This is a genomic window from Streptomyces sp. NPDC003032, from assembly GCF_053591415.1.
The window spans coordinates 117,176-139,351 of the sequence record NZ_JBSFTT010000018.1 but is presented as its reverse complement, the minus strand read 5'-3'; the positions used below and the strand labels follow the sequence as shown (position 1 = coordinate 139,351).

The 22,176-nt window shown below is 73.0% G+C and carries 24 protein-coding genes; 14 read left to right on the top strand and 10 right to left on the bottom strand.

All coding sequences use genetic code 11. From position 1 onward, the window contains the following. Positions 1–42 precede the first annotated feature (42 nt). The 4 genes from ACWDZ7_RS25000 to ACWDZ7_RS24985 form a co-directional block, all read right to left on the bottom strand. Positions 43–2,859: a LuxR C-terminal-related transcriptional regulator gene (locus tag ACWDZ7_RS25000; protein WP_451799906.1), complete on the bottom strand. Its 2,817-nt coding sequence runs from the start codon at positions 2,857–2,859 to the stop codon at positions 43–45. 73 nt (positions 2,860–2,932) lie between these two features. Further along, complete coding sequence (bdeA, locus tag ACWDZ7_RS24995) at positions 2,933–3,838, bottom strand: bis(hydroxyethyl) terephthalate hydrolase (protein ID WP_451799980.1); 906 nt, start codon at positions 3,836–3,838, stop codon at positions 2,933–2,935. A gap of 105 nt (positions 3,839–3,943) precedes the next feature. Next, complete coding sequence (locus tag ACWDZ7_RS24990) at positions 3,944–5,158, bottom strand: alpha/beta hydrolase family protein (RefSeq protein WP_451799904.1); 1,215 nt, start codon at positions 5,156–5,158, stop codon at positions 3,944–3,946. Between the two features lie 505 nt (positions 5,159–5,663). Next, positions 5,664–6,254 carry an RNA polymerase sigma factor gene (locus tag ACWDZ7_RS24985; RefSeq protein WP_451799902.1) on the bottom strand — a complete coding sequence of 197 codons (591 nt, stop codon included), beginning with the start codon at positions 6,252–6,254 and terminating at the stop codon, positions 5,664–5,666. Positions 6,255–6,376: 122 nt separating this feature from the next. Between ACWDZ7_RS24985 and ACWDZ7_RS24980 the strand changes: the two genes are divergently transcribed. The 5 genes from ACWDZ7_RS24980 to ACWDZ7_RS24960 all read left to right on the top strand — a co-directional run bounded on the left by ACWDZ7_RS24980 (position 6,377) and on the right by ACWDZ7_RS24960 (position 11,885). Continuing rightward, positions 6,377–7,426, top strand: a complete 1,050-nt coding sequence (locus ACWDZ7_RS24980; protein WP_451799900.1) for a MerR family transcriptional regulator — start codon at positions 6,377–6,379, stop codon at positions 7,424–7,426. Positions 7,427–7,762: 336 nt separating this feature from the next. After that, the gene (locus tag ACWDZ7_RS24975; RefSeq protein WP_451799898.1) at positions 7,763–8,878 is read left to right on the top strand and encodes a GNAT family N-acetyltransferase; all 1,116 of its coding nucleotides are present in this window, start codon (positions 7,763–7,765) and stop codon (positions 8,876–8,878) included. Positions 8,879–8,954: 76 nt separating this feature from the next. Further along, positions 8,955–10,184 (top strand): DegT/DnrJ/EryC1/StrS family aminotransferase, encoded by a 1,230-nt coding sequence (locus ACWDZ7_RS24970; protein WP_451799896.1) that lies wholly within the window; start codon positions 8,955–8,957, stop codon positions 10,182–10,184. Further along, positions 10,171–10,569, top strand: coding sequence for a nuclear transport factor 2 family protein (locus ACWDZ7_RS24965; protein WP_451799894.1), 399 nt, complete (start codon positions 10,171–10,173; stop codon positions 10,567–10,569). The genes ACWDZ7_RS24970 and ACWDZ7_RS24965 overlap by 14 nt, the downstream gene beginning before the upstream one ends. Before the next feature lie 194 nt (positions 10,570–10,763). After that, entirely contained in the window at positions 10,764–11,885 is a 1,122-nt protein-coding gene (locus ACWDZ7_RS24960) for a DUF2867 domain-containing protein (RefSeq protein ID WP_451799892.1), read from the top strand. A gap of 205 nt (positions 11,886–12,090) precedes the next feature. On the opposite strand, the gene ACWDZ7_RS24955 is transcribed toward ACWDZ7_RS24960, so the two are convergent. From ACWDZ7_RS24955 to ACWDZ7_RS24940, 4 genes are all read right to left on the bottom strand, one after another. Then, the gene (locus tag ACWDZ7_RS24955) at positions 12,091–12,675 is read right to left on the bottom strand and encodes an alkaline shock response membrane anchor protein AmaP (protein ID WP_451799890.1); all 585 of its coding nucleotides are present in this window, start codon (positions 12,673–12,675) and stop codon (positions 12,091–12,093) included. After that, positions 12,672–13,709 (bottom strand): DUF6286 domain-containing Asp23/Gls24 family envelope stress response protein, encoded by a 1,038-nt coding sequence (locus tag ACWDZ7_RS24950; RefSeq protein WP_451799888.1) that lies wholly within the window; start codon positions 13,707–13,709, stop codon positions 12,672–12,674. The genes ACWDZ7_RS24955 and ACWDZ7_RS24950 overlap by 4 nt, the downstream gene beginning before the upstream one ends. Beyond that, complete coding sequence (locus ACWDZ7_RS24945; RefSeq protein ID WP_451799886.1) at positions 13,706–13,891, bottom strand: hypothetical protein; 186 nt, start codon at positions 13,889–13,891, stop codon at positions 13,706–13,708. Before ACWDZ7_RS24945 ends, ACWDZ7_RS24950 begins: the two co-directional genes overlap by 4 nt. Before the next feature lie 83 nt (positions 13,892–13,974). Further along, positions 13,975–14,502: an Asp23/Gls24 family envelope stress response protein gene (locus ACWDZ7_RS24940; RefSeq protein WP_451799884.1), complete on the bottom strand. Its 528-nt coding sequence runs from the start codon at positions 14,500–14,502 to the stop codon at positions 13,975–13,977. A gap of 245 nt (positions 14,503–14,747) precedes the next feature. Between ACWDZ7_RS24940 and ACWDZ7_RS24935 the strand changes: the two genes are divergently transcribed. The 4 genes from ACWDZ7_RS24935 to ACWDZ7_RS24920 all read left to right on the top strand — a co-directional run bounded on the left by ACWDZ7_RS24935 (position 14,748) and on the right by ACWDZ7_RS24920 (position 17,171). Further along, a complete protein-coding gene (locus ACWDZ7_RS24935) occupies positions 14,748–15,338 on the top strand; it encodes an RNA polymerase sigma factor (RefSeq protein ID WP_451799882.1) in 591 nt (196 codons plus the stop codon). Next, positions 15,329–16,033, top strand: coding sequence for an Asp23/Gls24 family envelope stress response protein (locus tag ACWDZ7_RS24930; protein ID WP_451799880.1), 705 nt, complete (start codon positions 15,329–15,331; stop codon positions 16,031–16,033). The genes ACWDZ7_RS24935 and ACWDZ7_RS24930 overlap by 10 nt, the downstream gene beginning before the upstream one ends. Further along, a complete protein-coding gene (locus ACWDZ7_RS24925) occupies positions 16,030–16,404 on the top strand; it encodes a hypothetical protein (RefSeq protein ID WP_451799878.1) in 375 nt (124 codons plus the stop codon). The genes ACWDZ7_RS24930 and ACWDZ7_RS24925 overlap by 4 nt, the downstream gene beginning before the upstream one ends. A gap of 155 nt (positions 16,405–16,559) precedes the next feature. After that, entirely contained in the window at positions 16,560–17,171 is a 612-nt protein-coding gene (locus ACWDZ7_RS24920; protein ID WP_451799876.1) for a hypothetical protein, read from the top strand. Positions 17,172–17,191: 20 nt separating this feature from the next. On the opposite strand, the gene ACWDZ7_RS24915 is transcribed toward ACWDZ7_RS24920, so the two are convergent. After that, the gene (locus ACWDZ7_RS24915) at positions 17,192–18,133 is read right to left on the bottom strand and encodes an MBL fold metallo-hydrolase (RefSeq protein WP_451799874.1); all 942 of its coding nucleotides are present in this window, start codon (positions 18,131–18,133) and stop codon (positions 17,192–17,194) included. A 109-nt stretch (positions 18,134–18,242) separates the two neighbouring features. Here ACWDZ7_RS24915 and ACWDZ7_RS24910 point away from each other — a divergent pair, with 109 nt between their 5' ends. From ACWDZ7_RS24910 to ACWDZ7_RS24890, 5 genes are all read left to right on the top strand, one after another. Then, positions 18,243–18,422 (top strand): hypothetical protein, encoded by a 180-nt coding sequence (locus ACWDZ7_RS24910; RefSeq protein ID WP_451799872.1) that lies wholly within the window; start codon positions 18,243–18,245, stop codon positions 18,420–18,422. Further along, positions 18,409–19,839: an amidase gene (locus ACWDZ7_RS24905; protein ID WP_451799870.1), complete on the top strand. Its 1,431-nt coding sequence runs from the start codon at positions 18,409–18,411 to the stop codon at positions 19,837–19,839. The genes ACWDZ7_RS24910 and ACWDZ7_RS24905 overlap by 14 nt, the downstream gene beginning before the upstream one ends. Before the next feature lie 9 nt (positions 19,840–19,848). Beyond that, positions 19,849–20,415, top strand: coding sequence for a TetR/AcrR family transcriptional regulator (locus tag ACWDZ7_RS24900; protein WP_451799868.1), 567 nt, complete (start codon positions 19,849–19,851; stop codon positions 20,413–20,415). Positions 20,416–20,586: 171 nt separating this feature from the next. After that, complete coding sequence (locus tag ACWDZ7_RS24895) at positions 20,587–20,856, top strand: GlsB/YeaQ/YmgE family stress response membrane protein (RefSeq protein WP_451514640.1); 270 nt, start codon at positions 20,587–20,589, stop codon at positions 20,854–20,856. 58 nt (positions 20,857–20,914) lie between these two features. Then, positions 20,915–21,481 (top strand): type 1 glutamine amidotransferase domain-containing protein, encoded by a 567-nt coding sequence (locus ACWDZ7_RS24890; RefSeq protein WP_451799866.1) that lies wholly within the window; start codon positions 20,915–20,917, stop codon positions 21,479–21,481. A gap of 65 nt (positions 21,482–21,546) precedes the next feature. Here the strand turns inward: ACWDZ7_RS24890 and ACWDZ7_RS24885 are convergent, their stop codons facing one another. Next, positions 21,547–22,095 (bottom strand): hypothetical protein, encoded by a 549-nt coding sequence (locus ACWDZ7_RS24885; RefSeq protein WP_451799864.1) that lies wholly within the window; start codon positions 22,093–22,095, stop codon positions 21,547–21,549. Positions 22,096–22,176: the final 81 nt, after the last annotated feature.

Sequence of the window (22,176 nt, the reverse complement as noted above, 5' to 3'; positions counted from 1 at the left end):
CCGCCCGGATAACAGAAACCGGACAACAGAAAACCGACGGCTTCACGGCTCGCCGTGGGCGGTGAGCCGCTCGGACCTGGCCACGAGCCGGGACAGTTCGACGCGTGAGCGTACCCCGAGCAGCGCGAAGACGTTCCGGAGGTGGTGATCGACGGTCCTCGGGCTCACCGACAGACGCCGGGCCACCTCGCGGTTGGTGGCGCCCTCCGCGACACAGCGGGCGATCCGCAGTTGCTGCGGGGTCAGCCGCGACAGACCGCCCGGCGGCCCCGCGGCCAGGGCCTCCCCGGTGGCGCGCAGCTCGGCCCGCGCCTGCTCGGCCCAGGCGCGGGCGTCGCACCGCTCGAAGGAGACGAGGGCGTCCCGCAGCCTGCCCCTGGCCTCGCCCGGGCGGCGCCTGCGGCGCAGCCACTTGCCGTACAGGAGCTGGGTACGGGCGCTCTCGAAGTCACCGCCCACCCTTTCGTGGCGGGCGAGCGCGACGGTGTAGAGCGCGTCACTGTCCTCAGGGCCCGCGAGCAGCGCGTGACAGCGGGCCAGCTGGGCGGGGGCCTGCGGGTCGGCGCCCTGGGCGGCCCAGCCGGCGAACTCCGCGACACAGCCGTGGGCCGCGTCGCCCTCCCCGGCGAGGACGGCCGCCTCCACGAAGCAGGGCACGGCGAGCATCCGCACGGCGAAGTGCCCCCGCCGCGGCCCCGGACGTACCACCGGGCCGAGCCGCGCGGCTGCCTCGGGAGCGCGGCCACGGCTCAGGTCGACGCGGGCCAGCGCCCATTGGGCAAGGGTCGCGGCCTGCGCGAGCCCGTGCCGGTCGGCGGTCCGTGCCGCGGCGGCGGCGTGGGCGGCGACCGCTTCGTCCTCGCCCTGGACGGACGCCACCAGGGCGAGGATCGCGTGATGCTGCGCGGCGATGTTGCGCTGCCCGGTGCGGCCCGCCGCGCGCAGCCCTTCCTCGGCGTGGGCCCGGGCACGCGCGTGCCGCCCGGCCCGCAGTTCGGCGTAGGCCAGATACTCCAGGGCCTGCGGTACGTGGATGTCGGTGCCCCGCGCCCGCGCGGCGGCCAGGGCCCGGGCGTTGACGCGGGAGGCCGCCGCGAGGTCGCCGACGACGAGGGCCGCGACCCCGGCCCGCAGCAGCCGCGACGGCTCGTCCGCCGCCTGCCCCCGCGCCACGACCCCGCGCAGCCCATGGCTCGCGGCGCCGAGCCGCCCCCGCATGACGACGGACATGGCGGCGCGGTACTCCTCGGCCAGTGTGTCGCCACCGGCGGCCGGTGACGGTGGGGCGCCGACCGCCGGTGGCGTGCCCAGCGCCGACAGGTACGCCTCGGCGTCACCCATGTCCCATGCCGCGGCCATGGCGCAGAGGCGGGCCTCCCGGGCGCCGTGCGGGTCATGCGGGGTGAGAAGCTCCGCCGCGAGCAGGAGCGTCTCGCGGGCGTCGGCGACGGGGCCGTCCGCGAGCGTCAGCTGTCCCTGTATCAGTTCGACGGCGCCGCGCGTCCCGGCGTCCGTCGACTCGGACCGGGCGGCGACGAGCAGCTCCTGGGCCTGTGCGGGCCGGCCGGCGAGACGGGCGTGGTGCGCGGCGGCGGCGCGGCGCAGGGCGCGCTCCCGGGCGGCCCTCGTGAGGTCCGCGGCCGCGGACAGGGCCGCCGCGCGCAGGGCGTGGGACGCCACCGCTCCGGACGCGTGCGCCGAGGCGGCCAGCACCGCCGCGAGACGGGCGTCGGGCCCCTCCGCCGCCAGGGCCCGGTGCAGCTGCCGCGGCAGCGTGGGCGTACGGCCGTCGTCGAGGGCCGAGGCGAGCAGTCGGTGAGCGGCGCGGCGCCGGGCGGCCGGCGCTCCTGTGTACAGGGCGCGGCGCAGGCCGGGGGCGTCGAAGTGGACCCGGTCAGTGGCGCGGTGCACGAGCCCGGCCGCCTCCGCCGGACCCAGCGCCGCGCCGTCGAGCCCGGCCGCCGCACCGGCCCGCAGGACGAGATCCGCGTCGGCGCCCGCGCTCTCGGCCCCGGGATCGTGGGCCGCGGCGGCGAGGAGCAGCAACCGCGCCGTGTCCGGCGGCAGCTCGGCCGGGTCGATGCCGTCGTACGGGGTTACGGCACCCTCGCCGTCGGACAGCCGCCGGGGCAGTGGCGCACATCCCGCCAGCTGTTGGGGCGTCAGCCCGGCGGTGAGGGCGTGGATCAGGCCAGGGTTGCCGCCCGCCGCCCTCAGGATCTCCTCTCGTACGCTCGTGTCGATTCCGTCGATACCGTCGGTGCCGCCCCGCGTGAGGTCGTCGAAGAGCGCGGCCGCCTCGGGCGGCGCGAGTGGGTCCAGGCGCAGGACGGGCAGCGCGGCCAGGTGCGGATCGTCCGCACGGCGAGCCGCGACGGAGAGGATGAGACCGACGGGGTGCGGTCCGCCGAGGCGGCGGGCGGTGAAGCCCAGGGCGGCGCGGGAGGCGGCGTCCCACAGGTGGGCGTCGTCCACGCAGATCAGCAGAGGGCGCCCGCCCGTGAGATCGCGCACCACGGCGAGCAGGGCGCCCGGTTCCTCCGGCAGCGCGCCGGGGGCCGCCCCCGCACACCAGCCGGGGGCCGCCCCCGCACACCACAGGGAGTGCACCCCGCTGTACGGGATCAGGCTCTCGGCGGGGACGGCGCGCGTGCTCAGGACCGTCCCCGCCCGCAAGGAACGGAAGGAGCGGGCGGCGTGGGCGAGCAGCGTGGTGCGGCCGAGCCCGGGGGCCGCCGCCACCACCAGGGCTCCGCCTCGTCCGTCGCGCACGCCGGCCAGGAGGGAGTCGACGGCGTGCAGTTGAGCGCTCCGGCCGTATATCCGGAGTGGACCCGTCACAGTCGTCAGTCCGGCCACGACCGTCACGTTACTGCCGCGTAAAACTTCTTGGAAGCCTCCTCAACTTCTGGGAAACCTTCTGGGAACCTTCTCAAGAAGTGTGCGGGCAGTTTCCCCGGTACTCCTCGATCGTCGAGCTGGGGCGGGGCAGCGGGCAGAGGAACTGCTCGTAGCGCACGTCGTTGTCGATGAAGCGCTTGAGCCACGAGACGCTGTACTTGGCGATCGTGGTGTTCGAGGTGTTGGGCGTGAGGTGGCTCGCGCCGTTCAGCTCCAGATACGCCTTGTCGAGCGAGCCGGGAAGGCTCTCGTAGAAGGGCTCCGAATGCGAGGAGACCGGGGCGATGGTGTCGCCGTCCGCGCCGACGACGAGGGTGGGCGTACGCAGTTCGGGCCAGGTCTTGTCGAGGTTCCAGCCAGTCAGCGGTATGGCCGCCTGGAGCGCGGGGCGGCTCTTGGCGGCCTCCAGGCTGCCGCCGCCGCCCATGGAGTGGCCCATGACGCCGAGCCGGCTGCCGTCGACGCGGTTGCGCACCGTACTGCGCTGCGTCAAGTAGTCGAGTGACGCGAGGAGTTGGCTGCCCCGGCTTGCGGGCTGGTCGAGTGTGCTGAGGGTGTCGATGGTGAAGACGACGAAGCCCTGCGAGGCGAGCCGCGGGCCCAGCCAGGAGATGGACGACTGGGTGCCCGTGTAGCCGGGGGAGATCGCGACGGCGCCGAACGTGCCGTCGCCGGTGGTCGTCGGGTAGTAGATCGTGCCGCCGCCGAAGCCCGTGACGCCCAGGGACGACACGCGCGTCTCGGACACCGCGTAGTGGCCGCGGGGCGCCTCGATGCTGGACACGGTCGGCGCGGGGCCGCGTTCGTACGGATTCTCCGCGGCGCCCGCGCTGCCCGACTGGGCGGTGATCAGTCCGCCCGCGGCCAGGAGGGTGGCGAGTCCGGCCCGCAACAGGCGCGGCCGGAACCGCCGTGTCGGGCGGAGGGGTCTGCCGATGGTCTCGTTGCTCAGCTGCTGCACGACGATCGCGTCCTTTCGCACGAGGGGGTTGCTGGCAGCGGCAACTGTCCGGGCACATCGGCCCCGGACACATCGGCGAAATCACCGGTCTTCAACTACCTGACGCCGAGGGAAGACGACTTCGGGATGCCCCGGCGTCGGCCCGTCGAGGAGCGGCCGGGGCTCGCCGCGCAGCCACTTCTCGAAGAAGGCGCCGATGTACGCGCGGGTGATCTGCTGGGACCGCTCACCGGAGAGCGGCACTTCGGGGTCGACCACCCCGGCCTGAGCTGCCAGGACGGGCACATCGGTGAACGTGAAGTGCCCGGAGCCCTTGACGGTGAGCCAGCGCTTCCACCCGTCGAGGCCCTCCCACGTACGGTCCCAGTTCTCGCCGTCCTCGCGTCCCGGGGTGTGCTCGGCCTCGGTTCCCAGCATCAGGAACGGGCGGCCGCCGATCCCTGTCGGGTCCGTGTGGAAGCTGCCGTCCATGTTCGTGCCGGCCCGTACGCGGCGGTCGGTGGTCATGGTGGCGAGCGCGGCGGCGCCCCCGATGGAGTGGCCACCGGCGCCGATCCGCCGGGCGTCGATCATGCGGGCATGCCGCCAGGAGGCGTCGCGGCCGGTCAGCCGGTCGATGACGTACGAGAGGTCCTTGGCCCGCCCCTCGGTGACGACCTGGCCCATCCCCGGCTCCTCGGCGGGACCGCAGGCCTGGCAGGTGAGGACGCGTCCGCCGGGGAAGGCTGTACCGACGGACTCGTAGGCGTGGTCGACGGTGGCGACGACGAAACCCCGGGAGGCGAGTTCCTCGGCGAGATGGGTCAGAGTGGCGCGGGGCGCCGTGAAGCCGGGCGAGAGCACGATCAGCGGGAACCGCCCCGGCGCGGGCCGCGCTCCGGAGCGGGCGAAGGCGCGGGTGGAGCTGTACGCGGCGGGCGAGATCTGCCCGTCCACTCCCCACCGCTCCAACAGGAGCCGGGCCTCTTCCTCGGAGGTGTACGGGGCGGGGCTCTTGCCGCCGTGCCGCCCCGGATAGTAGACGGACACCATCAGTTCCCTGGCCCCGGCCGAGGGCACCCACGGGTCACGGCGGCTCTCGTCGACGAGATGCAGAGTGTCCCGCCCCACGGAGTACGGCCCCGTGGGCCGCGGCAGACGCAACGCCGCCGAAGCCACGTCGGCCGCGGTGGCGCGGCCGGCACCGCTCAGGGATGCGGCGTGGGCGGTCGCCGCCCCCACGGCGGGCACGGCGAGGGCGAACGCGAGCGTGGCGACAAGGGTGCGGCGGGGCAGGGCGATTCGGGCTGGTGTCATGCCAAAGGACGCTAGTTGCGGGCTGCTTGGCGACACGTCACCCCGTGGTCGGAAGCGCACCAGTCCGTGGAGGTAGGCGGAGGTCAGCTCCTGGTAGGAGACGCGATACGGCCACACTGGCCACTTTCCGCGGGGCTCGGCCGCCGCGCCGTGGGACGCGGGCGGTTTCACGGCCTGCCGTCGAGCTGCCGACGGCCGACCACCGTGGGGCGCGTGGCCGGGCCGCCAAGGCACACGTGGGCCCACCGCCAACCCGCCGCGCGCCCGGATGCGAATCGGGGCCGTGGGGCGGCGGCGCGTCGTGTGACGCGTGCGCTGTCCCACGGCCCCTCGGCCGCCGTTTCGGGGGTGACGGCGGCACCTCAGCGGCGCCGACTCCGCTGAGGCGTACAGGAGGCGAGGTCCGGGCGTCCCGGTCCGGCGCGAGTCGGTGACGGCGGCCGCAGAGGGCTGCTCCTTGCTTCCGGCGGCCGGGTGCGGATGGATGCACCGGGGCGAAGATTCTTCACGGGGCGCCCGACGCGTCCCGCAGAAGCCGGCGGAGCCGGCGCATGCCGCGCCGCGCGTGGCTCTTGACCGTGCCCAGCGGCCAGCCGGCCCGCTCGGCGATCTGCGGCTGTGTCAGATCCTTGTAGAACGTCAGGCACAGCACCGTCCGCTGCGGCATCGGAAGCCTCGCCAACTCCCGTGCCACCAGCACCCGGTCGACCACCGCGTCCGCCTCTTGGCGGCCGGTGGATTCCATGACGTACCGCGCGCCCACGCCTTCGACGGGCCGCCCTGCGGGTCCGCGCGGCCACGCGTCCGCGATCATCCGCCGGGTGATGCCCGTCAACCAGGCCATGATCGTGCCGAGTTCTGGTCGATAGCCCGACCGGCCCCGCCACGCGGCGAGGAAGACCTGCTGCGCGACGTCTTCCGCCTCACGGCTGTCGCCCAGCGCGCGCCGCGCCAGGGCCTGCACCCGAGGCCCCCACCGCCGGTACACCGCGGCGACGCACACCTGGTCGCCCCGGGCCAGTCCAACGGCCAACGCGTCGCCCCTGCCCGCCGCTTCGACGGGGACCCGTGCCGACTGTGACACCGCTGCGTTCATCGACGACTCGTCAACTCCTCGGCTCCCTCGGAGACCGCCTTCCCGGCCATGGCTGGGACATCTTGGGAGCAGCTCCGTGCACCAGGCGACCCGCATCGGTTGTGCGTCGTATCGTGAGCGGCATGAGTGAGCCCGGGGGGCGCGGGAGCGCGGGACGCACGGACGGGGTGCGGGGCCGCCCGCGGGACGGCGACACGGCGGCGGGCGCCGCCGTCACCACCGGCGCCCTGGCGAGGCGCCTGGGAGTCTCGCCGACGACGCTTCGCACCTGGGACCGCAGGTACGGCCTCGGCCCCGCCCGACGCGAGCCGGGACACCACCGCCGCTGGTCGGAGCGGGACATCGCGGTGGTCGAGGAGATGGGCCGCCTCACCTCGCTGGGTGTGCCACCGGCCGACGCGGCCCGCGCGGCGCTCGAGCTCGCCCCCGGCCTCCACCCCGAGGTGCCACCGCCCCGGCAGGCGACCCGCCCCCGGCCGGAGCTCCCCGAAACGCTCGTACGACAGCGAAGGGGCCTGTCGCGCGCCGCCGTCCGTCTCGACGCGCCCGCCGTCCAGGACCTGCTGTCGAAGGCGGTGGAGCGGCACGGCCTGATCGCCGCCTGGCAGGAGGTGATGGTGCCGACGCTGCACGCGGTGGGCCGCAAATGGGAAGAGGCCGGTGACCGGTACGTGGAGGTGGAGCACCTGCTGTCCTGGCACGTCTCCCGCACCCTGCACCGCTGCGCCACCATCCCGGCACCACCGTCCCCGACGGCACCGCTCGTCCTGGCCTGCGTCCCCGGCGAGCAGCACTCGCTGCCCCTGGAGGCGCTCAGCGCGGCGCTGGGCGGACTTGGCGTAGCCCAGCGCATGTTCGGCGCGGCCGTACCGGTCGAGGCGGTGTCGGCGGCGGTCCGCAGGACGGGCCCCGCGGTCGTCGTCCTGTGGTCGCAGGCCCGCTCCACCGCGAGCGTGCCGCTGGCCCGGCACATCGCCGACACCCGCTGGGGCGTACGCGGCGCCCGGGGCCGGCCCGTGGTCATGCTGGGCGGCCCGGGCTGGGCGGGGCCCGCGGTGCGCGGAGCGCTGCGGCCGGCCACTCTGCGCGAGGCGCTCACCCGGATCGGCAGGGTGTACGGGGAGCGGGGGGACGCCCCTGGCCGCGGGGCCGGTAGCCGTGGGACCGGTTGAGCCGCGGGACTGGTTGAGCCGCGGAGCACGCAGGCGCCCTTGACACGTGCGTACGGTTTCGCGACCTTTGAGCATCGCCGAGCAGCCGGCTGGCGGCAACCAGTAGCCGCCAGCCAGCCGGCAACCAGTAGCCGGCAGCCGGCAGACATCCGCAGTATCTGGAGTCCAGCAGCATCTGAAGAAGAGGCAGGACGCCGACAGCGCGTCACTGGGGGGAGCGGTCGCCCATGCGATCCAAGAGCACGAGCACTGATCCGCACGCCGTACCGGCCGGAGCCACACACGGCACACGCGGCACACCCTTCGCGCGACCCCTGGAAGGGCGGTCGACCTGAGGTGGAGATCACCAACCACAGACTCGACGGACTGAGCGATGCGCTCCGCTCGGCCTGGCACCGCGCGATGGACGAGTCGCCCGAGTACGCCAACCCCTTCCTCGCACCGGAGTTCGCCGAAGGAGTCGCCAGATACCGCGGCGGCTCACAGGTGGCCGTCCTGCGCGAGAACGACCAGCCCGTCGGTTTCTTCCCGTACGAACGCAACTCCTTCGGCGTCGGCCGGGCCATCGGCCTCGGCCTCTCCGACTGCCAGGCCCTCGTGCACCGCCCCGGAGTCACCTGGGACACCGAGGAGCTGCTGAAGGCGTGCGGTCTCTCCGTCTTCGAGTTCGACCACCTCGTCGAGGAACAGAAGCCCTTCGTCGGACACGTCACGGGAACGTTCGCCTCGCCGGTGCTCGACCTGACGGCCGGCGACGGCGGCTACGCCGAGTGGCTGCGCGGCGCCTACCCCGGACTGGCCAAGACGACGCTGAAGAAGGAACGCCGCCTCGGGCGTGATGTCGGCGAGATGCGGTTCGTCTACGACGAGCGCGACCCGCACGTGCTGCGCACGCTCATGCGCTGGAAGTCGGCCCAGTACCGCAGGACGGGACGGATGGACCGGTTCGCGCGGCCCTGGATCGTCGACCTGGTGGACCACCTCTTCCAGGTCCGCGAGGAGCACTTCACCGGCGTCCTGTCCGTCGTGTACGCCGGTGACCGGCCGGTGGCCGCCCACTTCGGGCCGGCCTCGCGGACGGTGTTCGCGGCCTGGTTCACCGCGTACGACCCCGAATTCCGCTACTACTCGCCCGGGTTGCTGATGCACCTGCGGGTGGCGGAGGCGGCGGGCCGGCAGGGCGTGCGGCTGATGGACATGGGGCGCGGCGAGAAGGAGTACAAGGACTGGCTCAAGACCCGTGAGCTGCGGGTGGGCGAGGGCTTCGCGACCCGCCCCCACCCGGTGGCCGCCGCCCACCGGCTGTGGCGCCGACCGGTGCGCGGCCTGCGGAACACGGTCCTGGCCCATCCCACGCTGCGGGAACCGGCCGACCGGCTGCTCAAGACCGTCGGCACGCTGCGTACGTCGAGCCGGCCGCTGCGCACGTCGAGCCGCCCCGGCACACACTGAGCATCGCCGCCTTTCCCCCCTCGCACCCACCCCCACCGCCCCCACCCTTCGACGAAGAGAAGCGGAAGAGAACACGGTGCCGACGCCCTACGGATCGCAGCTCAGCGCGGAGATGACACGACGGCTCGGCCGCGAATGCCTCTACACGCCCTCGGCGCGCCTCGCCCTCTACCTGGCGCTGCGGCACTGGTGCCGGCCGGGCGCACGCGTGCTGATGTCGCCGGTGAACGACGACGTGATCCTCTTCGTGGTCCTCGCGGCAGGGCTGCGCCCGGTACAGGCCCCCGTGTCCGTCTGGGACGGCAACATCGACCCGGCCGCCGTACCCGAGTCGACCTGGCGGAACGTGGACGCCGTGCTGACCACCAACCTGTACGGGGTGCCGGACCGAGTTGTCGAACTGCGGCGGCGCTGCGAGCAGTTGGGTATCCCCTTGTTCGAGGACGCGGCCCACGCGATCGGCACGCGCGTCGACGGACAGCCGGTCGGTACGTTCGGAAGAGCGGCCGCGTTCAGTCTGTCCAAGCACGTGGCGGGGATGGCCGGTGGTTTCCTCGCGGTCGACGACGTCCGTACCCGGCGGGAGCTGGAGCGGCTGCGCGACGAACTCCTGGTCCCGCGACGCCTCCACGACGACCTGGCCACCACGCTCCGCCCGCTGGCGCGATCGGGCGTACGCGCCCTGCACCTCGTCCGTCCCGTGTGGCGGACGATGCGGCGGCTGGGGCTGATGGAACGCGACACGTTCCGCATGGACCTGCACCCGCGGCGCCTCGCGGACTGCGCCCGCCGGGCGCCGAGCCTGACCGCGTACGAGCCCTGGGTGCGCGTCGACCTCCACGGCTTCCGCTCGCGCCACGGAGCGCTCGTACGCGGCCAGTTGAAGCTGCGGATGGACCGTCTCGACGGTGACCTCGCCCGCCGTACCGTGGGTGTCTCCCTGCTGACGGGCACCGGCTGGGCGGGCCCGGCGCTCCGCGACCGGACGACGCGCGACGGACCGCTGCCCCTCTTCCGCGTCCCGCTCCTGGTCCAGGGCCGCGACGCCCTCATAGAACGCCTCGTGGACCACGGCGTGGTCTGCGGGTACGTGTACGACCCTCCGCTCGACGACTACGCGGGCGCCGAGTTCGTCGAGCCGTCCCCCGACCCGTCGGCCGCCCGCTGGTTCGCCTCGCACACGCTCCCGGCCGACCCCCTCCTCGCCCGCACGGTCACCAACGCTCTGACGCAAGAAGGGGCGAGGCCCGCGCACCCCGCACCGCCGACGCCACCGCTGCTACCGTCGCGCCATGTCCAAGGCTGAGATAGACACGCTGACCGCCGAGTTCTTCGGCGCTTTCGACAACCGGGGCGGCAAGGCCGCCGACGTGGCCCGGATCCGACGCCTGATGCTCCCGGGCGGAGTGATCGTCAGTACGGGCCAGAAGCTCAGCGTGTACACCGTGGAGGAGTTCATCGAGCCCCGCCAACGGCTGCTGGCCGACGGCCGGCTCGTCGAGTTCTCCGAGTGGGAGACCTCCGAACAGACCTCGATCGCGGGCGATGTCGCGGCACGGTTCGGCGAGTACCGCAAGTCGGGGATCATGGACGGCGAACCGTTCGAGGGAGCCGGGACCAAGAGCATCCAGTTCGTCCGCGACGCGGACGGCTGGCGGATCGCGTCGTTCACCTGGTACGACCACCCCTGACGTGCTCTCAGCCGCGAGGGGCAGCCGCGCAGCCGCACGGCGGGCTGGGGCAACACCACGGCGCCCTGATGGGCTCTCCAGCCCCTGTGTTCCACCTCACTTCCCGGCATGTATACGGACCCGTATACATGGCCTAGCCTCCACATATACGCAGCCGTATACTTCGCGCCGAAGAAGGAAAGGTAGCTGTGGCCATGAGGCTCCCTGAAACGGCTCACACCGAACTCCCCTGGCGGGTCCACGAGTTGACCCGAGGCTTTCGGCTGCAGGACGTGTGGGCGTTTCGCGCACCGGGCGCCGGCGCGGAGGACTTCTCCGCGATGGTCGACGCGATCCAGGCGGCAGGCGGGCCCGCGAGGCAGACCGGGCTGGTCCGGGCGCTGTTCGCGGCGCGCTGGAAACTCGGTGCCCTCTTGGGGTGGGACAAACCCAAGGCCGGCATCACGGAGCGCGTTCCTTCCCTGCGCGACCGCCTGCCTCATGACCTGAGCCCGGCTCCGAGTGGCTCCGACCCCACCACAACCCCCTTCACCACGGTGTACGAGCTCGACGACGAGTGCGCGCGTGAACTGGCGAACAAGACCGTGCACGCGGTCATGCACCTGGGGTGGGTTCCGGCCGCGAGTGGCGAGTACGAGCTGCGCATGGCGGTGCTCGTGAAGCCGAACGGCCTGCTCGGCAGGCTGTATATGGCGGCCATCGCGCCCTTCCGTCATCTCATCGTCTATCCGGCACTGACTCGGCAATGGGAGCGCGCGTGGCGGGAGCGGGGCCGCGCCCCGCACTCGGAAGAGCGCGGCGTGACGTCGGGAGGGGGTGCCATGGAGGGCGTCGCTGGGGCCGTGGGGGCGGACAAGGTGCCCGCCTCCGTCCGCGCGCTCAGTTCGTTGCCCGACGCCGACTATGTCGACATGTTCACTCTCGCCACGAGCGTCTCGGCCGGTGCGGAGCAGTGGGCCCGGGCGATGTTCGGTGACGTCCCCAGCGTCCCGGGACGGCTGATCTGGCGTGGGGTGCTCGGTCTGCGGCTGAGCCGAGGGCGCTCTCCGGACACCGTGGCCGGTTGGCGGCTCGTTGAGCGTGGCGAAGACTGGGTCCGGCTTGAGGCGGCCTCCTGGTTCCTGACGGGCAACCTCGTCGTCCGCGTGAGCGACGGGCGGGTGTCGTTGGCCACGTTCCTGCGCTACGACCGCGGGCTTGCCGCCGTCATCTGGCCGCCGTCGTCCGCCGTCCACCGCGGACTGATACCTGGAGCGCTGCGGGAGGCCGCGGAGAGGCTTCGGGCACTCCCTGCGGGAGTCGCATCCCGCCCGTGAGCGGTGAGCGACCCGGGCAGATGGCCCGCTGGCCAGGGATCGAGCAATACGCAGGCGGCGCCCGCCTCCGGGAGGCGCCGGAGGTGACGGCATGACGGGGCGGCGCTTGTGGTGACGGTCGGCGCTCCGGCACGCGCCGCCTTCGCCGCGATGCCGGAGGCCATGAAGACCGACGGGGGACGGGTCTTGCGGGAGCGCGATCGTGTCAGCGCAGTCGTCGGGTCCCGTGGTGTTGGACCGTCAGTCGTACGTCCGCCTCCACGGCACGGGGCGCCGCCGCCGCTCTCGCCTCCACGACAGCCTGTCGCGTGAGGTCGTGCAGCACCGTCTCCGGGCGGCTGTCGGCGGTCAGGACCAGGGTGATCCGCGCTCGCAGGCGGTGGGGACGGCCCAGCAGGGCCACATGTGCGCGGGCCACGCCGTCGACCGCTGCCGCCCGTTCGGCCATCGCCGCTGCCAGCGCCGGGCCGGACAAGGTCACCCCCGGTCGCCCCAGCGGCAGTTCCCGCAGCCGCCCCGCACGGATCTGGGCCGCGCCCCAGCACAGGAACAGCAGCGCGCCGACGGCCAGCGTGGTGATCACCAGGGGCGGCCACCAGCCGTGGTCCCGCCACCGCCCGAGAGCCTCCCCGGCGAACCACGCCCTCCCGGAGGAGAGCCGGGGCCAGTCGGACGGCAACCGGTCGCGGGCGAGGCCGGTCGCGGACGCCAGGGCGGCCCCCGAGGCCAGCAGCGCCGCCGCCACCCCGAGCAGCACCGCGCGGTTGGTGCCGTTACGCAGCCGGCTCATGGAAGGGCGCTCCTCTGCGTCGAAGGTGTGGAGGGTGTGGGTGGGGTGCGTGGGGTCTTGCCAGCGGACGGTCCCCGCGCCGGCGCCACCTTCCCCTCCGGCGCCGCAGGCTCGCGCCACGCAGGCGCGACCCGCACCCGCACCCTCAACCGCAAGGACCTCGCCAGACCGCACGCGGCCAAAGCCTCCTCCGCGGCTTCGGTCACCGCCCGGCGCGTGGGCTCGAGCTGCCCGAAGCCGAGCCCGGCCCGCACCCGCGCCCCGCGGCGCCCGACACCGACCCGCACCCGCGTGACGCCCGGCAGCTCCGCCACCGCGTCCCGCAGCAGCGCCGCCACGGCACGCCGGTCGAGGACGGCGCGGACGCCCGCGGCCGGTGCCGCCATGGGAAGACGGCGCCGCCGCCCCGGCGTGACCGCCAGTACCAGCAGCCATACGCCGAGAAGGAACACGGCCGCCGCCGGCGCCAGGCCGGGCCAGGCGCCGCTGTCCGGGCCGTGCGTGCCCAGCCACTCCATCAGCCGGGCCCGCCACCGGGCAGGACGGTGACCGGCCGCGTGCACGGAGACCACGTCGTACAGGAAGAGACCGCAGACCGCGGCGCAGGCGAACGCCAACACCGCGACGGGCGTCCGGCGTTCGGCCCACGGCCGCCGCACCCGGGCCCCCTCCGAGGCCTCACACGCGGCCCCTTCCGACCTGTCCGGCGTGGTCGCCCCCTCGGCCCGCTCCCGCTCCCGCACCCGCAGCTCGCGGACACGGACCCGGGCCGAGGAGACGGCCAGTCCAGTGAGGCGTGCCGTCCGGTCGGCGACGTGCGACCGTACGCGCTCGCCCGCCTCGTCGAGCACCACGGGGTAGGACAGCGTCACGGTGACGCCCACCCGGGCCCGGCGGCCGCGTACGGCGGCGGAGCCGCGGCCCACCTGGACCTCGCCCGGATCGAGCGCCTCCGTGGCGGCCCGTTCGGCGATGCGGCGCACCGCCCGCTCGGCCACGCTCGTCGAGCCGCGTTCCGCCGCCGGTGTGCTCATCGCCGCTCCCGGCCACGGCCGCCGAAGAAGGCCCGTACGTCCGTGCCGTCCTCCACCAGGCGTCCCACGACGAAGCCGACCGCGCCGAGCGCGGCGACCAGCAGGAAGGCGCCGAAACCGCCGAACCACCCGGCGAATCCGAGCGCCATCCCGGCGATCATGCCCACCAGAGCTGTGCTCATCGGAGCTGTGCTCACCACTCACCTCACACCACAGAAAGAGACGACGTCAGGGCAGCGCCCGGGGCCGGGCGGAAGGGGGAGTGCTACTCCACGCGCGTCTCGCCGGCGGAGTCCGCGGTGTCGTCGTCGGGCAGCCGTACGTCGTTGACCGCGACGTTGACCTCGACGACCTCCAGGCCGGTGATGCGCTCCACGGCGGAGATGACGTTCTCCCGCACGTCGTGGGCGACGTCGGTGATCGGAACGCCGTACTCCACGACGATGTCCAGGTCGATCGCCGTCTGCCGCTCACCGACCTCGACCTTCACACCGCGTCCGACGTTGGGGCGCCCGCCGGGGACGCGGTCGCGGACCGCGCCGATGGTGCGCGAGAGACCGCCGCCCATGTCGAAGACACCAGGGATCTCCCGCGCCGCCATTCCGGCGATCTTCACGACCACGACGTCGGCGATGGAGGTCTTCCCGCGCGTCGCGGCCGGCTCGCCCGCGCCGGTGCCGCCCGTCACGGTGGTGGTACCCGCGCTCTTCTGGATCGTGCCGGTGGAGCTGGTCGAGCCGCTGTTGCCGCCACCGGACGTGGTCGCGTTCGAGTGGATGTCCTGCGTCGCCATGTCGGCATCTCCTCATGGTCGAAGTCTCGTGGAGCCGTGTGAACTCTTCCGCTCCGTACGTCGGTTGCCCGTGCGTTCGGTACCGGGCCGGGTGCCCGGCTCCTCACTTGTCTGACACGGCCGCCGGGGATTCGTTACGCGCCTCGGAAGAAGTTCTCCTTCCGGGGGGTAACGTGCCCTCGCCGCGTAACGCGGGCGGCTTTCCGCGTGTCGTACGGACGCGACCTGGATGAGAGGAGCCGCGTGTGCCCGGGGACCGGGGCAGAGCGCCACAGGACGGAGCGGAGGAGTCCGCACGGCGTGCGGACGGATTGCTGGCGGTACGGGCAGGGGAAGGCGACGAAGAGGCGTTCGAGGAGCTGGTGCGACGCCACGCGCCCGGATTGCTGCGGCTCGCGACACGGCTGCTGGGGAGCCGGACGGAGGCCGAGGACGCCGTGCAGGAGTCTTTCGTGAGCGCTTGGCGCAAGCTGCCGGAGTTCCGCAGGGACGCGCGGTTCGGCACCTGGATACATCGGATCGTCACGAACCGGTGTCTGAACCTGCTGCGCGCTCGCCGGCCCGCGGTGGACCTGGAGGGCGTGCCCGAGCCACAAGCGCCGGAGCACGAGGCCTCGCCCGCCCGGGTGGCCGAGGGGCATGCGGCCGTGGCGGACCTGACCAGGGCGATGGCGGGTCTGTCACCGGAACAACGGGTGTGCTGGGTGCTGCGCGAACTCAACGGCCTCTCCTACGAATCCATCGCCGAGTCGGTCGGCATCAGTCCGGAGGCGGTGCGCGGCCGTGTCTTCAGGGCGCGGCGCTATCTGACGGAGGCGATGGCCGCATGGCGATGAACGAGGAGACCGGACGGGCCGAGGAGCGCGAGGCGGTCGCCGGGGGGAATCCGCGGGACGGCCTCGCGGAGCGGGAACCGCTGCCCTGCGGGCGGGACCTGTGGAGCGTCTGGGAGCGCTGGGAGAGCGGCGAGCCCGATCCGCACGCCGCCGCGTGCCCGCACTGCGCCGAGGCGCTGAACACCCTGCGCCGTCTGGAGGACGTCGTCTCCGCCGCGCGCGAGACGGAACCGCGGGAGCAGGAAGCCGACGCCTCCGCGCTGGTCGGCCGTGTCATGGACGTGGTGCGGCTCGAACTGCGGCCCGGCCGGACGCTCCCGCTCGGTGAAGAGGACGAGGACGCGTGGATCGTCGAGGCGGCCGCCGCCAGAACCGTCCGCGCGGCCGCGGAGAGCCTGCCGGGAGTACGCGCGGGCAGTTGCCGTATCGAGGTCCGGCCCCAGGACGCCGCCCCGGCCGCCGCCCCCACCGCCCCCGCCGCGCCTGAGGGACGTCCGCGACGGGACCCGGTCATGATCCGCCTCGAAGTGGAGACGCCCCTCAGCTGGAATCTCCAGGAGGTCGCGGACCGGGTCCGCCACCGGGTGCTGGAGGCGGTCGACGCCGAGCTGGGCATGCGGACGGTGACCGTCGACGTGACGATCACCGACATCACCGACACTGTGGACGACGACATGGAGGGACGGCGGCCGTGACGGAACAGCTCTCTTCCGGTGATCTGACCGATGCCGTCGCGAGGGCGGTGCTCGGCACGGCCGGGGTCGCCTTCCTGCGCCCGGGACTGGCCCAACTCCTGCGCGCCTCAGGCCCGTTGACCCGGCTTCGCCTGGGCGGCGACGGCTCCGCGAGATCCGCACACGCCTCGGGCGTACGGCTGACACGGGGCGACGGCGCCGAGCACTGGCACGTCGAGGTGTACGTCGTCCTGCACCGCGGACACCGCGCCGTGGACGTCACCCGGGAGGTACGCGCCGCGGTCACCGAGACCCTGCGCCGGGAGACAGGGGCGCCGGAGCCCCTCCGCGCGTCCGTGTCCGTGTCCGTGACCGTGACGGGGCTTGTGTGAGGTGCGGTGTTGCCGTCCGGTGACATGGGAGACAGAGCTGTGACGCGCGCGAGGGCAACGGGCGCGGGGGGTGGCGGGTCGTACGGGGCGTGGGATCCAAGGGCGGACGGATCCGCCCGGAGCAGACCGAACGACCGAACCATGTGGGGGAGACGATGAGGATGAACGTACGCATCGACAGGAGACTGTTCGCCGCGGCCGCCGTGCTGGCCGCGTCAGGGGTCGCCGCGGGAACGATGCCGGCCGCCGCGGCCGACACGCCCCGCTTCCTGGCGCCTTCCGAGCTGCCGCCGCACGCGTCGTCGGCCTGGTACGCAGGGCCGGTGACGGCGGGACAGCCGGACCCGCTGCCGATGTGCGTCGGCGAGGCGCTGCCGTCGACGTCCGTGCACCGCGCGTACCGCACCGACTTGGACACCGGTGCGCTGCAGGTGACCGTGGTCGAGCGCGACGAGCAGCGGGCCAAGGACTTCGCGGCCCTGCTGCGCAAGAAGCTCGACGGGTGCGCCGAGGAGATGATGAAGCAGTACCCCGACATCACCGCGAAGCAGAAGTACTACGGCAAGGTGAACGCCGAGGAGGGGGCCCATGTCTACGGCGTCCACACGGCCGCCTCGTGGGGGGCTTCCGACATCAACATGTTCTCGGTGGGCCGCGACGGGCGGACGGTGACGCTCGTCCACTGGGGCCGGATGGGCGACTTCGCCAACGCCCAGGTCACCGACTTCAGGACGACGACCGCCACGGCCGTGAACAAGCTCTACTGAACCTCCGCCGACCCTCAGCCTCAGCCTCGGCGTATGCCCGCGGTGTCGAGACGATAGCCGCCGTTGCCGTCGGAGACCACGAGACCGGCGGTCGGCGGCGGGAAGTGGCCGCCCAGCAGCAGCGTCTCGGTGTCGGCGAGCGCCGCGAGGAGGTCCCGGCGGCTGCGAGTGGCCCGGACCGGGTCGGTGTCCACGCAGCTGGTGATGTCGGGGTGGCGCATCTGCACCGGATGGTGCACGCAGTCGCCGGTGACGACGGCGGCGGCGTGGTCGGAGCTGCGCAGCCGCACGGCGACGTGCCCCGGTGTGTGGCCGGGGGTGGACAACAGGCGGATGCCGTCGGCCACTTCGGTCTCGGGGCCCGTCATGTCGACGAGGTCGAGCAGTCCGGCGTCACGGATCGGGAGCACGGAGTCCCGGAACATCTGCCGACGGGGCTCCTCCAGCTCCCTTCCCGTCCAGTGGTCCCATTCGGCGCGGGACGTCAGATGGCGGGCGTTGGGGAAGGTGGGCACCCAACTACCGCCGTCTTGACGGGTGTTCCATCCGACGTGGTCGGTGTGGAGGTGGGTCAGGACGACCAGGTCGACGCTCTCCGGCGCGAAGCCCGCCGCGGTGAGCCGGGCGAGGTAGTCGGTGTCCAGGTCGTGCCAGGCCGGGTTGGCCCGGGTCTTGCCGTTGCCGATGCCCGTGTCGATCAGTACGCGCAGCCCGTTCGCCTCGACGGCGAAGGTGTGGCTGGCCAGCCGCAGCACGCCGTCGGACCCGGCGAAGTCCGGCCGGAGCCACGGGGTGCGGTGCACGACATCGGGCGTGGCGGAGGGCAGCAGCCAGGGGCCGGTCCGGGCGGGCAGCGCCACCTCGTCGATGCGGTGCACGAGCAGGTCGCCCACCGCCCAGCTCGGAGCGGCGCCGCCGGAGGTCTGCGTGGAGACAGGGAGGGGCGGGAGGGAGTGCGGCATCAGGAGGGTCCTTCACGTCCGGGCAGAGCTAAAGCAATGTCTTTGCGTTAAGGCGACGGTATGCCGTACGGTCCAGCTAACGCAAATGTTCAGCTTTTAGGGAGCGGCCATGTCGACCACCACAGATCTCCTCCCGCACGAGGTGGCCCGATGGGCCCAGCGGGCCGGACTCACCGTCGAGGCCGAGCGCCTCGACCTGGTGACGGCCACGGCCAACCACATCCGGAGCGTCATCGGCGTACTGCGCGACCTCGATCCGGGCGAGGAGCGCGACGATGCGTCCGTATGAGCTGACGCTCGCCGAAGCGGCGAGGGCGATCGCGGCGAAGGAGCTGTCGCCCATGGAACTGACCGAATCGGTGCTGAGGCGGATCGAGTCCGTGGAAGGACGCCTCTGCGCCTACGTGACCGTCCTCGCCGACGCCGCGCACGAGGCGGCCGCGCGGGCGGAAAGGGACATCGTGGCGGGCGCGTACCTCGGCCCGCTGCACGGCATCCCGATGGGTCTCAAGGACCTCATCGACGTCGCGGGCGTGCCCACCACGGCCAGTTCCCGCGTGCGCGGACAGGCCGCCGCGGCCGACCACGACAGCACGGTCGCGGGCCGGTTGCGCGCCGCCGGGACGGTCCTGCTCGGCAAGACGCACACGCATGAGTTCGCCTACGGACTGACCACGCCCCAGACCCGCAACGCGTGGGCCCACGACCGGGTGGCCGGCGGTTCCAGCGGCGGATCGGCGGTCGCGGTCGCGGCGGGCGGGGCGACCTTCGCCCTGGGGACGGACACCGGCGGGTCCATCCGGGTCCCCGCGGCACTGAACGGCGTGGTCGGCCTCAAGCCCACCTACGGACTCGTCCCGCGGCGCGGCGTGACGCCTCTGTCGTGGTCCCTCGACCACGTGGGGCCGATCACCCGCACCGTCGAGGACGCCGGCCTCGTGCTCGAAGCGCTCCTCCGAAGCGAACGCGACACCGCGCCCGCCCCCGCGTCCGCCCCCGCCCCCGGCTCGCGTCCCGCCCCCGGCTCGCGCCCCGCCGACGGCAGCCTGACCGGCCTGCGGGTCGGCATCCCCCGCAACTACTACTTCGACCGCGTCAAGCCCGAGGTCGAAGAGGCGGTGCGCGGCGCGATCGACGCACTCGGCGGGCTCGGCGCCGGACTGGTCGGCGTCGACATCCCGATGACCGAGTACGTCCAGGCCACCCAGTGGGGGCTCATGGTGCCCGAGGCCACGACCTACCACGAGCGGACCCTTCGTACGTCCCCCGAGCTGTACTCCGGCGACGTCCGCACCCTGCTCGAAGCGGGCGGACTCGTATCGGCGAGCGACCACCTCCGCGCCCGGCGGTCCCGCGCGCTCATGCGCGACGCGTGGACGCGGCTGTTCGGCGCCGTCGATGTCATCGCCGCCCCGACGGTGCCGTCCACCGCCGCCCACCGCGACCAGCGGAGCCTGCTCTGGCCGGACGGAACGCAGGAGAGCGTGTCCGACGCCTACGTACGTCTGTCGGCGCCGGCGAACATCACGGGCATGCCCGCCCTCACCCTGCCGGTCGGCATTGACGGCGCCGGGCTCCCCATCGGCATGCAGCTCATCGGCCGCCCCTTCGGCGAGGCGACGATCCTGCGGACAGGTCGCGCGTACGAGGCGACGCGAAGCGATGCCGACACGCACTCGAACAGTGTCGCAATGTCTTTGCGTTAAGGTGAAGGGGTGAGCCCAAGACCAGCCGTCCGTCCCGGGGGACGCAGCGCCCGAGTCCAGCAGTCGGTGCACACCGCCGTGCGCGAACTACAGGCGGAGGGCGGCGATCTCACCGTCCCCAGGATCGCCACGCGCGCCGGTGTCACCCCGTCGACGATCTACCGGCGGTGGGGAGACCTTCAGGAGCTGCTGGCGGACGTCGCGGTGGAACGGCTGCGACCCGAGACGCCTCCGGGTGACTTCGGGAACCTCCGCGAGGACCTGGAGCACTGGGCCGCCGACTTCCTGGAGGAGATGTCCTCCCCGCCGGGCCGCTCCTACATCCGCGACGCCCTCGCGGGCGACCCCGACGGCGGCAACGCCGGCCAGTGCTCCGCCTACGCCGTCGAACAGGTCCAGACCATCCTTCGCCGCGCGACCGAGCGCGGCGAACACGTCCCCGACACCGACACGGTGATGGACCACGTCGTGTCGCCGATGATGTACCGCATCCTCTTCCGGCCGGGCCTGCTCGACGCGCGGTACGCCCGCGATCTCGTCGCCACCGTCTTCTACCGGCTGATGCCTCTGCCGTAGGACTTCGTTCCTTCCCGTGGGGGTCGTTGGTCCCGAATGGCGCTCGGGCCGCCGGGCACCCGACCATTACTCCGGTCGCCGGACCCGTCTGGCGGCGTCCCGCCGTGTGGTCATGCTGAAGGCGGGTACCGGAGCGACCGACGACCTCGAAAGTGAACGGAAGGTAGCACCGTGGGCGTCATCGCCTGGATTCTGGTCGGCTTGATCGCGGGAGCGATCGCGAAAGCGCTCACTCCGGGGAAGGACCCGGGCGGGATCATCGTCACGATGCTGATCGGCATCGTGGGCGGACTGCTCGGCGGCTGGCTCGGCAAGATCATCTTCGGGGTGGAGTCGATCAACGGCTTCTTCCACCTGTCGACGTGGATCGCGGCTGTCGTCGGATCCGTGGTCGTCCTCTTCGTCTACCGAATGCTGTCCGGCCGCCGCACCGCCCACTGAGGAATACGGCACAGAAACAGCAGCACAGCAGCAGCACAGCACCAGGAAAGGCAACGTCATGGCTGACAACACCCTGAACGGCCGCCGCGTACTGGCGATCGTCACCAACTACGGAGTCGAACAGGACGAGCTGGTGGTGCCGGTGCAGCACCTGCGCGACCGCGGCGCGCACGTCGACGTGGCCGCCGTGTCGACGGACGAGATCCGCACTCTCGTCGGCGACAAGGACCCCGGCAAGACCGTCCAGCCCGACCTCACCCTCGCCGACGCGGACGCCTCCTCGTACGACGTACTGCTGATTCCCGGCGGCACGGTCAACGCCGACAACCTGCGCATGCAGGACAGCGCCGTCCAGATGGTCCGCTCCTGCGCGGAGTCCGGCGGCAAGGTGGCGGCGATCTGCCACGGCCCCTGGCTCCTGGTGGAGGCCGGCGTGGTCGAGGGCAAGACCCTGACGTCGTACGCCTCGGTCGCCACCGACATCCGCAACGCCAAGGGCACCTGGGTCGACAAGCCCGTCATGCACTGCGACGCCAACGGCTGGGAACTCGTCACCTCCCGTACCCCCGACGACCTCGACGACTTCCTCCGTGAGATCGACACCATGCTCGAAGCGGCCGCCTGATCCGGCGGACGCCTTACGACGCGGCGGCCGGGAGGAGACCTCCCGGCCGCTGGTGTGTGTCAGGACTACCGGCGCCGCATCCGGTACGCGGTGTACCCGCCCGCCACGAGGACGAGCGCGACGCCCGCCCCCACGTAGAGCGCGTCGGTACCCAGGGAACCGCCGGTGCCCGCCCGCACGCCCCGCTCCGGCGACGTCGCACCGGCCACGGTGATCGAGTATGTGGACGTGCCGCCACCGGGGCAGGAGACGTTCACGGAGTGGCTGCCGGCCCGGGCGTCGGCGCGGATGGTGCCGGTGCCCGTGTAGATGCCGGCCGAACCGGTGGACAGCGGAACGCTCTCGGTGAAGGCGTCCGAACTGGCGGTGGCCGACTCGGCGGCGCACCCGCCGCTGACCGAGACGACCACCGACTGCCCGGGCCTGCCGGGGCTCGGATTGATCGACAGCGAAGGCTGGCCGTCGGTCCGCGCGTCCGGCACCGTCGTCGGTTCGGTGTCGTTCCGTACGTGCGGCGCTGTCGGCACCTCGGTTTCGGCCAGCGCCTGCGGCGCCATCAAGGCGAACGCCGCGACGGTGAAAGCGGCTGCGGTGACGGTGGGACGGACGCGCATGAGACATACCTCGATCCTTCGCGCGGCCGGGAGCATGCCGTCCCTGCGGACTCCGCGCTGTCCCTCATGCAAGGCGCAACC

What these genes read in the sequence shown, in the direction of transcription:
- ACWDZ7_RS24990 (WP_451799904.1), bottom strand. Translation starts at nt 5,158, where the DNA reads ATGACACCAGCCCGAATCGCCCTGCCCCGCCGCACCCTTGTCGCCACG.
- ACWDZ7_RS24985 (WP_451799902.1), bottom strand. Translation starts at nt 6,254, where the DNA reads ATGAACGCAGCGGTGTCACAGTCGGCACGGGTCCCCGTCGAAGCGGCG.
- ACWDZ7_RS24980 (WP_451799900.1), top strand. Translation starts at nt 6,377, where the DNA reads ATGAGTGAGCCCGGGGGGCGCGGGAGCGCGGGACGCACGGACGGGGTG.
- ACWDZ7_RS24965 (WP_451799894.1), top strand. Translation starts at nt 10,171, where the DNA reads ATGTCCAAGGCTGAGATAGACACGCTGACCGCCGAGTTCTTCGGCGCT.
- ACWDZ7_RS24960 (WP_451799892.1), top strand. Translation starts at nt 10,764, where the DNA reads ATGAGGCTCCCTGAAACGGCTCACACCGAACTCCCCTGGCGGGTCCAC.
- ACWDZ7_RS24955 (WP_451799890.1), bottom strand. Translation starts at nt 12,675, where the DNA reads ATGAGCCGGCTGCGTAACGGCACCAACCGCGCGGTGCTGCTCGGGGTG.
- ACWDZ7_RS24950 (WP_451799888.1), bottom strand. Translation starts at nt 13,709, where the DNA reads ATGAGCACACCGGCGGCGGAACGCGGCTCGACGAGCGTGGCCGAGCGG.
- ACWDZ7_RS24945 (WP_451799886.1), bottom strand. Translation starts at nt 13,891, where the DNA reads ATGAGCACAGCTCTGGTGGGCATGATCGCCGGGATGGCGCTCGGATTC.
- ACWDZ7_RS24940 (WP_451799884.1), bottom strand. Translation starts at nt 14,502, where the DNA reads ATGGCGACGCAGGACATCCACTCGAACGCGACCACGTCCGGTGGCGGC.
- ACWDZ7_RS24930 (WP_451799880.1), top strand. Translation starts at nt 15,329, where the DNA reads ATGGCGATGAACGAGGAGACCGGACGGGCCGAGGAGCGCGAGGCGGTC.
- ACWDZ7_RS24920 (WP_451799876.1), top strand. Translation starts at nt 16,560, where the DNA reads ATGAGGATGAACGTACGCATCGACAGGAGACTGTTCGCCGCGGCCGCC.
- ACWDZ7_RS24915 (WP_451799874.1), bottom strand. Translation starts at nt 18,133, where the DNA reads ATGCCGCACTCCCTCCCGCCCCTCCCTGTCTCCACGCAGACCTCCGGC.
- ACWDZ7_RS24910 (WP_451799872.1), top strand. Translation starts at nt 18,243, where the DNA reads ATGTCGACCACCACAGATCTCCTCCCGCACGAGGTGGCCCGATGGGCC.
- ACWDZ7_RS24905 (WP_451799870.1), top strand. Translation starts at nt 18,409, where the DNA reads ATGCGTCCGTATGAGCTGACGCTCGCCGAAGCGGCGAGGGCGATCGCG.
- ACWDZ7_RS24890 (WP_451799866.1), top strand. Translation starts at nt 20,915, where the DNA reads ATGGCTGACAACACCCTGAACGGCCGCCGCGTACTGGCGATCGTCACC.
- ACWDZ7_RS24885 (WP_451799864.1), bottom strand. Translation starts at nt 22,095, where the DNA reads ATGCGCGTCCGTCCCACCGTCACCGCAGCCGCTTTCACCGTCGCGGCG.